This window comes from Vibrio scophthalmi, assembly GCF_040869025.1.
GTDB classification, from domain to species: domain Bacteria; phylum Pseudomonadota; class Gammaproteobacteria; order Enterobacterales; family Vibrionaceae; genus Vibrio; species Vibrio scophthalmi.
In genome coordinates this window covers 689,796-705,453 of record NZ_CP134272.1, presented here as the reverse complement: position 1 = coordinate 705,453, position 15,658 = coordinate 689,796, and the positions used below count along the sequence as shown (strand labels likewise).

Annotated in this window: 14 protein-coding genes; 8 read left to right on the top strand and 6 right to left on the bottom strand. The window is 44.3% G+C overall.

The window, feature by feature from the left end:
- Nucleotides 1-48: 48 nt before the first annotated feature.
- The gene (locus RJD38_RS18175; RefSeq protein WP_005595388.1) at nt 49-510 is read right to left on the bottom strand and encodes a TetR/AcrR family transcriptional regulator; all 462 of its coding nucleotides are present in this window, start codon (nt 508-510) and stop codon (nt 49-51) included.
- Nucleotides 511-1,013: 503 nt separating this feature from the next.
- Between RJD38_RS18175 and RJD38_RS18170 the strand changes: the two genes are divergently transcribed.
- A complete protein-coding gene (locus RJD38_RS18170) occupies nt 1,014-1,310 on the top strand; it encodes a YfcZ/YiiS family protein (RefSeq protein WP_005595386.1) in 297 nt (98 codons plus the stop codon).
- 113 nt (nt 1,311-1,423) lie between these two features.
- Entirely contained in the window at nt 1,424-2,032 is a 609-nt protein-coding gene (locus RJD38_RS18165; RefSeq protein ID WP_009385134.1) for a hypothetical protein, read from the top strand.
- A 138-nt stretch (nt 2,033-2,170) separates the two neighbouring features.
- On the opposite strand, the gene RJD38_RS18160 is transcribed toward RJD38_RS18165, so the two are convergent.
- Nucleotides 2,171-3,274, bottom strand: a complete 1,104-nt coding sequence (locus RJD38_RS18160) for a 1-acyl-sn-glycerol-3-phosphate acyltransferase (RefSeq protein ID WP_009385135.1) — start codon at nt 3,272-3,274, stop codon at nt 2,171-2,173.
- A gap of 189 nt (nt 3,275-3,463) precedes the next feature.
- Between RJD38_RS18160 and RJD38_RS18155 the strand changes: the two genes are divergently transcribed.
- Nucleotides 3,464-4,066, top strand: coding sequence for an AraC family transcriptional regulator (locus RJD38_RS18155; RefSeq protein WP_065546012.1), 603 nt, complete (start codon nt 3,464-3,466; stop codon nt 4,064-4,066).
- Between the two features lie 54 nt (nt 4,067-4,120).
- Here RJD38_RS18155 and RJD38_RS18150 read toward each other — a convergent pair whose 3' ends face one another.
- On the bottom strand, nt 4,121-5,476 hold the full coding sequence (locus RJD38_RS18150; protein ID WP_065546011.1) for an alpha-amylase family protein: 1,356 nt from the start codon (nt 5,474-5,476) through the stop codon (nt 4,121-4,123).
- 284 nt (nt 5,477-5,760) lie between these two features.
- On the opposite strand from RJD38_RS18150, the gene RJD38_RS18145 reads away from it, so the two are divergent.
- The 3 genes from RJD38_RS18145 (at nt 5,761) to RJD38_RS18135 (ending at nt 9,584) form a co-directional block, all read left to right on the top strand.
- Nucleotides 5,761-6,687 carry a M14 family metallopeptidase gene (locus tag RJD38_RS18145; protein ID WP_065546010.1) on the top strand — a complete coding sequence of 309 codons (927 nt, stop codon included), beginning with the start codon at nt 5,761-5,763 and terminating at the stop codon, nt 6,685-6,687.
- Between the two features lie 200 nt (nt 6,688-6,887).
- Nucleotides 6,888-7,544, top strand: coding sequence for an START domain-containing protein (locus RJD38_RS18140; protein WP_065546009.1), 657 nt, complete (start codon nt 6,888-6,890; stop codon nt 7,542-7,544).
- A 294-nt stretch (nt 7,545-7,838) separates the two neighbouring features.
- Entirely contained in the window at nt 7,839-9,584 is a 1,746-nt protein-coding gene (locus tag RJD38_RS18135) for a methyl-accepting chemotaxis protein (protein WP_005595374.1), read from the top strand.
- 143 nt (nt 9,585-9,727) lie between these two features.
- Here the strand turns inward: RJD38_RS18135 and RJD38_RS18130 are convergent, their stop codons facing one another.
- Entirely contained in the window at nt 9,728-10,519 is a 792-nt protein-coding gene (locus RJD38_RS18130) for an AraC family transcriptional regulator (protein WP_005595373.1), read from the bottom strand.
- A 98-nt stretch (nt 10,520-10,617) separates the two neighbouring features.
- Between RJD38_RS18130 and RJD38_RS18125 the strand changes: the two genes are divergently transcribed.
- A complete protein-coding gene (locus RJD38_RS18125; protein ID WP_065546008.1) occupies nt 10,618-11,523 on the top strand; it encodes a DMT family transporter in 906 nt (301 codons plus the stop codon).
- 70 nt (nt 11,524-11,593) lie between these two features.
- Here RJD38_RS18125 and RJD38_RS18120 read toward each other — a convergent pair whose 3' ends face one another.
- Nucleotides 11,594-13,405, bottom strand: a complete 1,812-nt coding sequence (locus tag RJD38_RS18120) for a hybrid-cluster NAD(P)-dependent oxidoreductase (RefSeq protein WP_065546007.1) — start codon at nt 13,403-13,405, stop codon at nt 11,594-11,596.
- Between the two features lie 295 nt (nt 13,406-13,700).
- On the opposite strand from RJD38_RS18120, the gene pyrC reads away from it, so the two are divergent.
- Entirely contained in the window at nt 13,701-14,729 is a 1,029-nt protein-coding gene (pyrC, locus tag RJD38_RS18115) for a dihydroorotase (RefSeq protein WP_005595370.1), read from the top strand.
- Nucleotides 14,730-14,862: 133 nt separating this feature from the next.
- On the opposite strand, the gene azu is transcribed toward pyrC, so the two are convergent.
- Entirely contained in the window at nt 14,863-15,315 is a 453-nt protein-coding gene (gene azu / locus RJD38_RS18110; protein WP_005595368.1) for an azurin, read from the bottom strand.
- Nucleotides 15,316-15,658 lie beyond the last annotated feature (343 nt).

Below are 15,658 nucleotides of genomic sequence, written 5' to 3'. Positions count from 1 at the left end.
AAAGCCAGCGACGAACGCTGGCTTTTAACAATTTTCAGTGACTACTTTTTAAGAGGCCATACGAATCAGAGACTTACCGATTAGCCATTCCAACTCTTTCGCACTATCATCGCCAAACTTCATTTCAACGGTTTTGTACAAACGCTCAATACCTTTCGCTGCAAATTCATGAGCACTCTCTGCCGTAACGATATGGTGGAAAAGTAAACGTAAAATGGCAAGAAACTCACTATCATCCAATGCCTTTACCCAGCTATCAGAAAAATCATTTAAGCTTGCATCAAAATTCAAGTGCTCAACAAACATCTTGAAAATACGACCATCTAACGCGGCTGAAAAGTCTGTTTTCTTTGGAAAATGGTGGCTGATACCGGTGCGAGACACGCCAGTTTGTTGGCTTAACGTGGTGTATGACATCTTGTCATAACCAAGACGAAGAAGTTGGTCAACGACTGCGTCCATGATTTTCTGGATGGTGATCTCGGTATCTTCTTTACTACGCTTTGGCATGTCTAGGCTCTTCTCTTCGTAAATCCGTCTGACCCAAAATGAGTCAATAAAAAATAGAGACTCGCAATATCTGTGGAATCTATTTCTTTGTCAGCAGGAACAACGTGTTACTGCTAATTTTTTCGACACTAGCTTACCATGTCGATAGATTTCATCAGTGCTATATTGCTCGTGGAACACCGTTTTCTCATAAATGATGCAAAAGCAACATAAATAGGAATGCGAGTCATTAATATTATATATATTGAATTATGAATAATGTTACAAATTTAGACTACTTACAACTAAACGCACATCATTCTGACCGAATAATTGCAATTCAATTTGTATCTATATGAACAGTATCACACAAGAAAATGTACATAATGTTGCGTAATTGCATGAACTTTATTAATTCATCGAGTATGTGTCGTTGAAAACATCCCTCAACATCACGTCATTTCTGTAGATTATGTTCAAATATACCGATAAAATATCCATGATTTTTTTAAGAGGATTGTTCGATGAGTAATGAATTAGAAGCTCAAGTATGTGAAGCGTGTGGCTGTGCTGGTGAAATGGGCTTTATCATTAAAGAAGGCGATGACGTAGCAGAAGTAACGATCTTTTCTCAAGATCAGGCGCTACTAGAAGCTGAACTGGCTAAGTACGTTGATCTCGCAAAACAAGTAAATGCAGCGGTTGAATATCAAACTACAGATATCAATGCTGACTCTACTGAATTGACCGCTCGCTTTAAATTCGAAGTTAGTGCTGAAAAACTGATCTTCGAACTAAAAACTCGCTCTCTAGTGCGTTAATTCCAAGGCGGGCACTCGCCCGCTTTATCTTGCTCCCATCATTGACGAGCAAAAGTTGACCTTGTCTTGTGGGTTAGGAATACTAGACACTTCTAATCTAAACAATGCCTACTATGACTCGACCTGTCACAACTCTCTGTTTACTCTTTTGTGTATTACTTGCTAACTCGGTTTCAGCACAAAAACTCGATTCATTTCGCACGCTAAATCACCTCGACAACTACGGTAACTTGGATTTACGCAATAAGCCCTACACCGAATTTGCCGATGGGTTTACCGTGAAAGGCAACCTGAACATTGCTAAAACACAAATCAAACGCCTACCCAAAAGCACGACGATTGGGGGTAACCTCGAAGCCTCAAACAGCGAACTCATCGCCATCGGTAAAGGCTCTAGTATTCGCGGTTACGCCAATTTGCTTGGTGCTAAAATCAAGCGTTGGCCTGCAGGGATAAAAGTAGGTGGCTATCTGAATTTCACCGATACGCCCCTCGAAAAGCTACCCAACCGCTTGCGAGTAAAAGGGGATCTTAGCGTTATGCGTACGCCTTTAACAACGTTGCCTGAAGGGCTAGTGGTAGAAGGAAATCTGTTTTTAGGTGGTTCTAAAATTGGTGAGTTTCCCAATACCATGACAGTGAATGGCAATATCTTCCTTGGCGGTAATCATATTAGCAAGTGGCCAGAGAATCTCACTCTCGGCGGAGCCGTTGCGCCGTAATGAGTTGCGACGTAGCTAGTTGCGCATAGTGCTATGTCACACGCTCAGCCAATCTCCCCCGTCATAAAAAGTAGCTAAGAAAAAGGGTAGCCGAAGCTACCCTTAAAAACTCGTGTGTTGCCCATTGGCTACCGAGCTCTATTCAGCTTGGTTTTTTACCGGATTTGCATAGCTATCAATTAAAAAGGCATGTGCACCTTGAGGTAATTGACTGAGCTTTTGTTGCAGCAGCGCTTTTACGCTCTCATCCACACTCTCATCACCGGCCGCTAACAGGTTAATTGGGAACAATTTGTAGTTAGCATGAATTTGGCGATCAATCTCGGCGGCAAGTTCATCTGGCGCAGAAAAGGCTTGCTCAATCACATCACCAAACGCAACATTGATTCGGCCTTTATCGCCCACAATGCCTTGGATGATACTTTCGATATCTTCAAATTCACCTTTCTCGTAACGACCATTGACCGACTTTTCGTACAACTCTCTGGCTTTCGCTACATCGCAAGGGTCATTCTCATAAGAGATTGAAACTGGCACAATTTTTAGTGACTGAATGTACTCGGCAAAATCGATTTTTTGCTTACGTCCTTCAACATGAAACATTTTTAAGATTGCAGGCTCAGTAAAATCATTCCCGTCTTTAGCTCGCCCTTCTCTTTGCGCGATCCAAATAGAATTGCCCGTTTCTAGGGAGTGCTTGATGTAAGATGACAAGGTACTCAGTGCCTTCATCATTTCACGTGGCCCTTTCGCTGAACGCTTAACAATAAAGCTCTTATTCAAACGCATCAGCTCTGTCGCACACGGTTTTTTCAGTAAATTATCGCCAATCGCGATACGTACCGTATTATGACCATTCTTGAATAAACCGTAGTTAACCAGTGCTGGATCCATCGCGATATCGCGATGGTTTGAGACAAATAGGTAAGCACTTTGAGGATCGAGTTTCTCTAGCCCTGTATAGGTGACACCTTGAGTGGTGTTATTGAGGGTTTGATGGAGGTACTTTTTCACTTCAAGCTGAATCGCTTCAATCGAGTTCAGCTTTGACCATTTAAATTTCAGATACACTTTGACCAACGGAGCCATAAGCGTTTTGAACCATGGCGCGTGGTTAGAGAAACGATGCTGTAAGATGGCAGAGATAAACTCTTCATCTTGAATTAGGCGGTCAATTGCCGCTGGAATCTCGTCATCGTGATAAGGACGAATTTCAATATAGGGATCAGTGTTCGCAGTCATTAGGGTCTACATTAGTGACAAATCGCGGCTCATTCTACGCATAGAATCGCCTCTTGGCAGCATTAGAACACGCATATTTACTAAGGTCAGACCAGAACACCATACTCCTGATAGCTCAATCAATGCTGTTAATGGCTTTTTGAGTCGAGAAACGGTAATCTTAGCGCCCCATATTTATCGAGCGATACCATGCACTACGCTATTTCTCATCAGACATCTGATATTCAATTTCTATCCGTCACACCCCGTAAAAAGCTGATGAAGCACACATTACTATCGGTAGACGATGGCTTAGTACTGGTTCGATTGGGAAAAAATGAATATGCCATCAAGCCAGGCCAAGCGATGTGGCTACCGTTTGATTGTTTGACCTCAATTTGCTGTTTGCCACAAACCCGTATGCACACCGTAGAGCTTTCTTGCCGTGTAAGCAGTCCACTGCCTAAGCAAGCGGGTTACATCGAACTTAATGAGTTATCTGCCGCCCTGCTCAATCGCATGGCAACGCTAGCAGATGATCATCAAGCGAAAATTAATTTGCTCACGGTATTGCGTGAAGATCTTCACCACTACGCACCAACGTTAGAACTAGACTCATTCAGTGATCAGATCTCACGTTGGCAGCCAAACGTAAGCAGTCCGCTAGATCAAAATATTCAAGTGGCACTTCGAGTCCGTGAAGCGCGTAAGCGCTTGCTATCAGGCCAAGGCAAAGCCAAAGTTATTAATGAACTTTTCTCAGGTAGCGAAGAAGCTTACCACGCCATCTGTCAAACCGTACTAGGTGAGTAGTCTTGCAACGCGAATTACTTGCCTGATTTGTCATTGATTAACATTTGTCATTGATTACCTCACGACAGGGACGAGCATCGCTCCGCTGCGAGGAGAGACTTCAACCACAAGAGTCTCTTCTCGTTCACAACGACTTTTAAGTAACACGTCTCGCCACTCTCCTTCTACTGACAGTTCAAATCGTTGCACTTTGCTCGATTTATTAAGCAGCACGATACCTTTTCCCGCACGAGAAAAAGCCAACTTCTCATCACCCGACTGCAAAACCGTCATTGGGCTTCCGTGCATTTGGTTATGAAATTGAATCATGGCTCTCATTGATGGGCTTTGCCACTCCTCTTGCCAGCGGGGAATACCTTGTTGGTTTTCAAAACCACTGGTATTGAGATCGCTATACACCAATGGCACGCCTCCATCACGGCCAAACAGATAGATGTAAGCAAGCGCTTCCCACTCTTCCTCCATGACCAAACTCGTAAATACGGCATTATTGGGAATATCATGGGTAATAGCAAAGGTCACCGCACGACTTTCAGCTAGTGCTTGGCCCAAACTGTATGGGTTAACCAGACTGGTTAATGTACCCGTTGGTTGAAAGGCGTCCAACAATGTTTGAAACAAAGGAAAATCATACGCGCCCATAGGTGTGCTCGCTAAATAGGGTTCAAGAAAATCTTGATACTCCTGTTTAGTCGCCCCGCCATCCGTAATGATTTCGGCAAAAATATGCACACCTTCACAGATATCTGCGCTCCACACCTGCGTTAAATGCTCCAACGTCATATGCTTCGCCGCATCAATTCGAAATCCTTTCACCCCCAACTGCTTTAATGCAATCAAATAGGCACGTTGCTGAGCAACCACATGGCTATTGTCCATTAACGTTGGTAAGCCAGGATCATGCTCATCTCCAACAAGACGACCATGCTGAACTTGCCACTTATCACCCCAGTCAGAAATACTAAATGCTTCCACGAAATCGTCTTCACTAAACAAAGGGATCGCAAGATCACCAAACAGCTTTTGCGCTTGATAGTATTCACTTTCTTGTTGATATTGAGCGAGAACCTCATCATTGGGGTATTGTAGATCGTGACGAATATCCGATTCATTCGCCATATGGTTAAACACCACATCGACATAGACGTGGATACCATTTGCGTCCAACGTCGTTATCATCGACCGTAATGATGATAAGTTACCGAGTTGATTGTCGATCACACGATAATCTTGTGGCTGATAGCGCTGCCACCAAGGTGTGCCTTGGGGCAAGCATAACGACTTCATCGCAGGTGAAATCAGCACAGAGCGATAGCCCATGTGGGCGATTTTCTCTGCTTGCTGTTCAATCAAACTATACGGCCAATCAAAAGCGTGCAGAATCACATCCGTATTATTAATCTTTTCCATAGCCCACTCTCAATGGCATGTTCACTCTCCTTTGTAGTGACATCGTACAGTACGATAGCCTAACGTTTGTTAACGTGATTTGTCTGTTATATCAAACACAAACATCACTAACGAGAAAAAGTTGTTCGGCTTATTCTGTTGCTCAGTATGCTACCACTCAATGCTTTTACTGATAAAAAGCGCCCAAGTTAATAACCGATTTTTCACTTTATGACGAATTCTGTTTGCACGCTTAACTGGGCCTCGCTATGCTGATTTTGTTCCCATCAAATAAGAAGTTAATGATGACACTAAACAACACCTACCCAATTGGTACTCCAGGTCAAAAATGGGGCGACGCAGAACGCCAAGCATGGCGCGCTCAAACCACCATCAAACGCCTCTACAGCGAAGAAGTCCTTCCAAAAATTGAAGCACTAAAAGAACGCTTTGATGTTGAACAATATGGCGCTCTTTCTTACGACGTTGAACGCTTTCCACTTTACTGCATAAAAAGCAAAAACTGGTCAAACGACAAACCAAGCGTGCTGATTACTGGCGGTGTTCACGGCTACGAAACCAGCGGTGTTCAAGGTGCATTGGAATTTGCAGCGCAAAAAGCCGAGCAATACGCTGAAACCTTCAACATTGCTATCGCGCCATGTGTAAGCCCATGGGGTTATGAAACGATCAACCGTTGGAATGCTCTTGCGACCGATCCAAACCGTTCGTTCTACCAAGATACACCTGCCGAAGAATCAGCAGCATTGCGTCAGTTGGTTGCTAGCCTTGGTGATTTTTTAGTGCACTTTGATCTGCACGAGACCACCGATACGGACGAATCAGAATTTAGACCAGCGCTAGCTGCTCGCGATGGCGTAGAATACGATGCCGACACGATTCCTGATGGTTTCTACACTGTGGGTGACACACTAAACCCGCAACCAGAGTTTCAAGCAGCAATCATTGCCTCTGTTGCGAAAGTAACTCATATCGCGCCTGCCGATGAGAAAGGCGAGATCATTGGTTCTGAAGTGGTACAAGAAGGGGTGATTCTCTATCCGATGAAACAACTTGGCCTATGTGGTGGTGTCACAGATTGCCTGTTCCATACGACGACTGAAGTGTATCCAGACAGCCCGAAAGTAACCGACGCTGAATGTAATCAAGCGCAGGTTGCTGCGATAACCGGCGGTTTAGATTTCGTAATTACGAATCATTTAAACGGCTAGTCCGCACCATAAGCGTAAATCTGACCAACAATAAACGGCCATTAGGCCGTTTATTGTTTCTACCAGTGCCTATCTCTGCAGTACAAAACGACCAATACACTCAACGACTCTTCTCTCTACATTGATTCTAAATCTGATTTAATTAATTAAGTTATATAAGCTATCAACAACGAAGAAGCATTTTTCTCAATAGGAAAACCATGACAGCGTTACAAAACATTTTGTCTATCACAGCACTTTTCCTAGTAATGGCATTGATGTCAGGCAACGTCAACGCGCAAGTAAATAGTGACTGGCAATTTGATAGTCGCCGGGATGGCATCACCATTTATGCGCGAGAGCATAAAGACGGCTTAGTGGAAATTCGCGCGCAAATGTTCACTACCACCAGTTACAGTGCATTTTTAACGTTGTTGGAGGATAGTGAAAAAGTCCCTGATTGGATCGATAACGCCAGCCACAGCCGCGTACTAAAACAGATCTCCCCGACTGAAAACATCGTTTACACCCAGTTCAGCGCGCCATGGCCAGCCAAAGATCGTGACATGGTCACCTACTCAAAATACTGGGTCGATGATCTCGGTTTCACCATCCACATTACTGATGCACCAGAAGCAATACTTGCCGAGCAAAGTGGTTACATTCGTATTCGCGCAGTTGATGCCAGTTGGACTTTACACAAGCTCACGAATGGCACGACCCTAATAGAGTACCAAGCCTTCGCGGATCCTGGCGGCCTACTACCCGATGTATTAATGAACAAGCTGTCGAAACAAAGTGCTCGAACCACCTTTGAAAATCTACGTGCCCTACTACCTGCATATCAACAATACCAGCACCCGCAGATTAAAGAATGAATTTACGCTTAGCTAAAAACACCCTTAGCGAATGCCATTATTTAACAACACCCATTATTTAATGAAACAAGTTATAGGTATGAACCTTTCATTTTAAATACAAAACGATCTTCTACAGGCTATTGATATTAAACATTATTATCGTCACCATTAACCAATCACATTAATGGCTATTTATTTGTGATCGCAACGTCATTGCTGAAATAAATCTTTATTTTCGCGTCGCAGTTATGAAAAATTTCTTTATGTGGGGATATTATAGCCTTAGCACATTAAAAGGAATTCATACCGCCCATGAAGAAAGCCCTCTCTTTCAAGATGAAAATAATCGCTATTTTCATCGTTATCACTTCAATCACGATCTTGACGTCATATTTCAGTGCTCGTCATCATATTAGTAATTATATTTACCAAAGTGATACTCAGAACATCAACAGCCAGATAAACCTTGTGAAAGACAAACTGGTCGAAGACATTAACAATCAAATTGTTCTTGCAGAAAACCTAAATTTTGGACTGATTGCGGTAAAATCGACGCAAGAAAAAACCGGTTTTTATAACATCATCAAGGTTGTTAGTGATTTAGTTTTTACTCCTCAAGGGAGTATTGATGACCCTGCCGAAGCACAACCGTTTATCGACCTATTATCTTCAGCTAATGGCAAAGTGACCGTCAGTAACATCGTTTATGAACAAGGGAAACCTCTGCTTACCATTATTGTTCCTGAGGGTGACGGCCAAGGAAACATCTTTTATGTAGACCTTAGTGATACGCAAGCACTTTTAGCATCATCTGCCGTTGATGGTAGCTATATGGAGCTCGTTGACCCAAATAACAATATACTGTTTTCAAACAAAATAGATGGCGACCTTATTCCATTGCCTAGTACTTTTGATGTTCGTGGGAGCCAATGGAGCCTAACTGGTTATATTGATAACGCCTATATCTTACAAAACACGGCGAAGCTCAATAATGCCATTACGCTCACCTTAGTCATCTCAGGAATTCTAATTATTTCGCTGAGCGTTATCGCCGTTAATCTTGCCTTTAAGCCTATCGTGTCACTTCGCAATATTGTCACTGATCTTTCTCAAGGTAATGGCGACTTAACCCGTCGTCTAGAGATAACCTCTCAAGATGACCTTGGAAAGATCGCAACTGGCATCAACCAATTTATTGAAAAACTACAAACCATGATGCTCGATGTGGCGAAATCCAGTCAGCAAATCAAACAAGAAATAAATGTGGTCGGTGAAAATGCACACTCGAATCAAACGCTGTTAACCGCCCACGCAAAAGAGACCGAGCAAGTGGTCACCGCGATTACTGAAATGAGTTCCACCGCAGAGTCCGTCGCACAAAGTGCAGCGGATGCGGCAAAATTAACCCATAAAACCAACAACGAAGCGAACCACTCTAAAGCCGTTGTACAAGAGGCGGTGCAAAGTGTTTCTGCCCTTGTGGAAGAGGTAGCGAGCATGTCTCAGTCCATCACAGCGATGAGCAAAGATACCGACCAGATTGGCTCTGTGCTTGGTGTTATTGGTGATATTGCGGAACAAACTAACCTATTGGCTCTCAATGCCGCAATCGAAGCGGCTCGCGCTGGCGAACAAGGGCGTGGTTTCGCAGTGGTTGCCGATGAAGTGCGCGCGTTAGCGGCCCGTACACAACAAAGTACCTCACAAGTCAATGAGATGCTGACCAAGCTACGCAACGGCAACAATACGGTTGTGAGTGCAATGAAAACTACCCAGTCGAGTTGCCAGCAAACATCAGAAACCACCGCACGCGTGATGACATCACTAGACTCGATGACCGATTCAATTATTGAGATCAACGATTTAACCACGCAAATCGCCGCATCTGCAGAGCAACAGAGCGTCGTAGCTGAAGAGATCACTCGCAATATGACCAGCATTCAAGAGATGATCAACAATATTAACCACAATGGGCAACAAACCGTGACAAGTACTCACCAACTCACGGCAACCAACAGCCAACTGAGCGATGTGGTTGGTCGCTTCAAACTCAGTTAACGTATAAATGAAAAAAGCGAGTCTGCTTCCAGACTCGCTTTTTTCACTGTATTGCTGTCCCCCTCAAACTGTATCAATAAGATAAGTCTGTAAGGCCAAAGCACCTGGTGGTTGGCTTCACGATGGCGCAGATAATTGCCACCTTAATAAATCAATTTACTCTTATATTGTTCTGGGGTCTGGCCCGAATATTTGCGGAACATCGCAATGTATGGGCTGGCTTGGTTATAGCCAAGAGTGAAAGCCACTTCTTTAACTGACTGGCCTTTTTGTAACAATTCCATTGAATAGAGATAACGCACGCGCAAGCGCCACTCGGTAAAGCTCATGCCTAGTTCGGATTGACAATGCCGAGCCAGAGTTCGCTCGGTGGTATGAACGCGTTCGGCCCATTCTGACAAACTGGTGTTATCAGTAGGATCTTCCTCAACCGCGGATAGGATCGGCGCTAGGTATTTATTGTCTGTCGATGGCAGAAAGTGATGCTGTGTATCTCGCGTGGCCAGTTGATCTAACAACACTTGTACCAAACGTTTATCTGCGTCAGTTTCTGCAACATTGATTCTTCGCGCACGAAAGTCATCCACAATGGAAGAGGCTATCGAAGTAACGCGAATCAAGCTGGTTTTATCGGGAAAATTTTCCGTCAAATGCAGCGCTACATTTAGAGAGCAGTAAGATAGTGGCTTACGATTAAAACTGGTATGCATGATACCCGGTGGCACCCATATCGCGAGATGAGGGGGAGCTAAAAAACGAGTTTCCTCGACTTCCATTTCAAGAATACCACCGCTGATCAGTTGTACCTGACCCCAAGGGTGGCTATGAACACGCGTCTCAGTGTTCGATAAAAACGCCTCAAAATTCATAAAGACATCTGATGGTGCTTTATCGATCGATAACGACGGGTGCAAATGTTTGGCTGGTTTTCTCAAACTTGTCTTCCTAGAGCGCACAATGTCGTTTTAAAGATACTTGCAATTATACAGACCTGACAAACTACCCGCCACCCTAACAATGCGATGAACCTCACATGATCTACTTACTGCCAATACTCACTGTTTTCATCTGGGGAACCAATGCTGTTGCCAGTAAAATGGCGGCTTCTATCATTGAACCAAGTGCAATGAGCTTTTATCGCTGGGTATTCGCTATCGCGATTTTAACCCCATTTTGCCTGCCAAAGGTGATCCGCCTGTGGAGCGACATTCGCCCAAACCTTGCCAAACTGAGCGTGCTTGGGATGCTGGGAATGGTGATCAACCAATCATGTGGCTATTTCGCCGCGGTCACGACAACGGCTTCTAATATGTCGCTGATCAGTGCCTTAGTGCCGTTGATTGCGATCTTTATTAGTGTGCCTATTTTAGGCAAGCCTATTTCACGCAACAGCATTTTGGGCGGTATCATCGCCTTAATCGGCTTAGCCTACATGCTGGGTAAAGGGGATATGCTGTTCTTCTTGTCGCAAAGTGTCACGACTGGCGATGCTTTGATGGTCGTAGCCTCAGTCGCCTACGCGTTGTACTGCGTACTACTTAAGCGCTGGAAGATGAATTTACCTAATACCGTCTCGATCTACATGCAAGGGTTTGCTTCAATGATTATGCTGGCTCCTATTTGGCTGACCAGTGACCAACTGCTACCGCCATCAGAAGCGATGCCGGTTATCTTATTTGCTTCGGTTGCAGCTTCGATTGCTGCGCCATGGATGTGGATCAAATCGATTGATGTGATTGGCGCAGACAACAGTGCGATGTTTATGAATTTATTACCGGTGGTAGCTGTGACTTTAGCCGCCACAACGCTAGGCGAGACTGTCCACATCTACCACTTAATTGGCGGTATCATGGTGATAAGCGGGGTTATTTTAGCGCAAATTAAACGCCGTAAAAAAGACGACATCGATCCCGTCATTCTCAAGAAGGATTTAGTGTAATCACGATCTAATACCAATAAAACCTTGTGCTAATAGCCCACCAGCACAAGGTTTAACGCTATTCTAACCGTTAGTATTTCACTTCAATATCGGATGAAGGCACTGCGCAACACGCTAACGCTTCTCCACCAGCGACATCAATATGGTCAAGAGCGGGAACTTGACCATGTGTTACCTTCCCCGATACGACTTTCACTCGACAAGCACCGCACAAACCGGCACGGCAGCTATTGGGAATATTAACCCCTGCCTCTTCCGCTTGTTCCAGCATCGTGCGCTGATTGTCCCCAACGAATTGGTGGCTATTCACTTTAACGGTCACGGTTTGCTCAACGGTATGCTCTACTCGCATGGCGGTAAATGCTTCTTGATGATACTGGCCTTCATTCATACCGGCTTGCAATAACATTGATTTTGCTTGTTGCATAAACCCTTCGGGGCCACAAACATACACTTCTCGCTTTGCAATATCTGGTACCTGCTTTAAGTGCATCGGGCTTAACCGCCCTTTTAAACCAAACCAATCTAATGGCGCCTTAGAAAGGGAAATCAACACCTTCAACCCGCCGTGCTCACGTACCAGTTGTTCAAGCTCACTGCGATAAGGGATATCCGCTTCTGTGCTGCACTGATGATAAAAGACCACATCATCCAATTGCTTATTATCGGCAAGATAACGCAACATCGACAGCATTGGGGTCACGCCACTACCTGCAGATAGCAATAAGGTGGGGTTGAAATGGTTTTCTTCTAAGTGAAAGCAACCATCTGGTGATTGGCAATTCAGCACATCTCCCACTTGTAAGTGCTCACTTAGCCAATGAGAAATGCGCCCACCAGCGATTTTTTTCACTGAAATCGCCAGTTTATTAGGCCGTGAAGGTGACGAAGAGAGCGTATAACGTCGCGCAACCTGTTCACCATCAAGCGTAATTTGAATCGGCAGATGCTGACCTGCTTTGTACTCGATAAGCTGCTCAGATTCAAACCAGAACGTGGTAAAGTTACGCGCGATGTCTTCGCGTTCAACACAAGTTAATTGGTGCAATTGCGGGGAGTTATCGACATAGAACTCTTTCTCTTTGTACTCAAGCACCTCAATAGGGTCACCAGCACGGATCATGCCTTCATTTTTTGCCACCAAATTTTGTCCAAAAAAGACGCCACCAAACTCATTAGCACGGAAATCGCTCAAGGTTTTTAATGGCTCTTTATTGTCTCTAAGTTGACCAGTTTGCGTATCAACCGTGGTCAGAATACAGCGTTCGCAAGGTTTGACCGCTTCAAATTCAACCTCGCCAATACGAATCCGTTTCCAGCTATCTTCAACAAAAGGCTCAAGATCAGAGGCAACCAAATTGGTACGAAATTGATCCATAGTGTGCGTATCACTACTGCGTTTATTCAGCTCTGCTAACGACCCTTCACTGATGATCAGCAATGGATAACCATCCGCAAAGCTGACATTGTGGCCCAACTTTTCTCGCACCCGCTGAGATTGCTCGCCAGTAAAAACCAACTCGACACGACAACCGACCACGTCACTAAACCAATCATCCGCTTCATCTGACGTCGTAAATGCGCTAAAGGTATCGCTCCACACTGTCACAGGCGTTGGCTGCATTTTAAATTCACTGTAACGAATGCGAAGTGCCGCACGATTGGGAGCGGTGAACAATAAACCATCTGAACACAATACCGATTTCACTTGCACCATGTGAGGATATTTTCTAGCCGTGACCATCGCACCATCAGCTTTGGCAAGCATGAAACGTCGATCAAACATCAGCCCTTGCTTTTCAACCCATGCCGTTGACATCGAAACACCGGCGACTAACTTAACCGGGTAAACATTAATTTTTGCGAGTGTTGACGCTGACATTGCCCTTCCTTAGTTATCTATTTTCTAGGGATATTTGTTTGCGAGTATAACCAATTTTTAACCTGCCGACTGCTCACCCCGCGAGTGAAACAATAGAACCCGCGGCCGCTATGACTCATTCAATCAATTGCGCAAACGTTTAGCTTATTATTATGCCACGAGCGCAATCGATAAAAAAAGAAGGTGAAATCGTTATCGCTTTCCTCTATCATCCTGTCGCCTAAGCATTCGCGTTTATTCATATAAACAATTGCTTAGGCTCCAATCAGACAACTATTTCATGGTGGGAGCTAACATGACAACTATTACGATTACTCGTCCGGACGACTGGCACGTACACCTTCGCGATGGCGAAGTTCTTAAAGACACGGTACGCGATATCAGCCGTTACAACGGCCGCGCGCTCATCATGCCAAACACCATTCCACCAATTACTGATACCGAAATGGCCGCAGCCTATCGTGAACGTATCATGGCGGAAAAACCAAGTGCTCAATTTTCTCCTCTCATGGCACTTTATCTAACCGACAATACGACTCCTGATGAAATTCGTAAAGCCAAAGCCTCAGGTCTTGTTGTCGCCGCTAAACTGTACCCTGCTGGCGCAACCACTAACTCAGATTCAGGTGTAACCTCAGCAAAAAACATCTACCCAGTGCTAGAAGCAATGGAAGAGGTTGGCATGTTGTTGTTGGTACATGGTGAAGTGACTGCACACGAAATCGATATTTTTGACCGTGAAAAGCAATTCCTAGAGACAGTTCTCGCACCGATTGTGAACGATTTCCCTAACCTAAAAATCGTTTTAGAGCATATCACCACAGCGGACGCGGCAAATTTTGTTAACACTGCTAACGATAATGTGGCTGCGACAATCACTGCACATCACCTGATGTATAATCGTAATCACATGCTCGTGGGTGGCATTAAACCGCACTTCTACTGCTTACCAATTCTAAAGCGTAATACGCACCAACAAGCACTGATTGCAGCAGCAACCAGCGGCAGCAAAAAGTTCTTCTTGGGGACAGATTCAGCACCACATGCCAAAGACAAGAAAGAAGCCGCTTGTGGTTGTGCGGGTTCATACACGGCGCACGCAGCGTTAGAGTTATATGCAGAAGTATTCGAACAAGAGGGTAAACTTGAGAACCTTGAAGGGTTTGCAAGTCACAACGGCCCAGACTTTTACGGCCAGCCACGCAATGCTGATACGGTTACGCTAACCAAGCAAGCTTGGACCGTGCCTACAACCATGCCATTTGGTAGTGATATTGTGGTGCCAATCAAAGCGGGTGAAGAGATCACTTGGTCTGTTAAATAATACCCGCAACGTTCGTCTTGCTGGTCACGTCGTTATTCTGATTGGTATAACAGTCTAATGGCGAATTCCAACCAATAAAAACGCCCCGAGATTCGGGGCGTTTTCGTCTGAAATAGAACTCTAATACTGAGCGTTATTTGAACTCAAATTTGCCTTTCATGATGGCCCAGTGACCTGGGAACGAGCAGAAGAAAGTGTAATCACCACCCGCCTTAAGCTTCGCAGTATCAAACGTTAGCGTTGTCGAATCTCCACCACCAATCACTTCTGAAAATGCATAAACACGTTCATCACCCGGCTTGACATAGCTGTTGTCGATACCCGCGCTCATGCCTTCTGTGCCTACCGCTTGAACATTAGCAGTATCAGCGATCACAATGTTGTGGCCCATCGACGTCGCAGGTAGGCTACCTGTGTGCTTTAGTGTGATTGAGACCTCTTCACAAGTCGCTGGTACGCTAATCACATCCGTTGAGAATTTCATCATATCGTTTGCTTCGATAGTTACCTCACAGCTTGCGCTTGCTTGAGCTGAGAAAGCCGCTGCGAATAATGTTGTTATAGAAAGCAAGTAACGAAGTTTCATTGTTTATCTCCTTATTGAAAGCTATGCGCATTATACTGAAATAGCTTCATTTTTCCTGTGCAAACCTCTCAATTAACACACTGTTATCAATTATTTCACCCAAACAAGCACAACAGTTTACCTTTTCTGCTGCTTAGTCCGATTGTACGCAAAACCCCACTTTTTCGATCAAAACAATTTTCATATCAAACCGAACACTAAAAAATTAAATCCATAAAACACCGTAAAAAACCAACGTTAACCATGAATTTAGTAAACTACAACAACAAAATTGACTGAAAACACCAAAACAATAGGTAAAACAAATAAAAATAGAGCAAATTTCAAACCAACACTACGACAC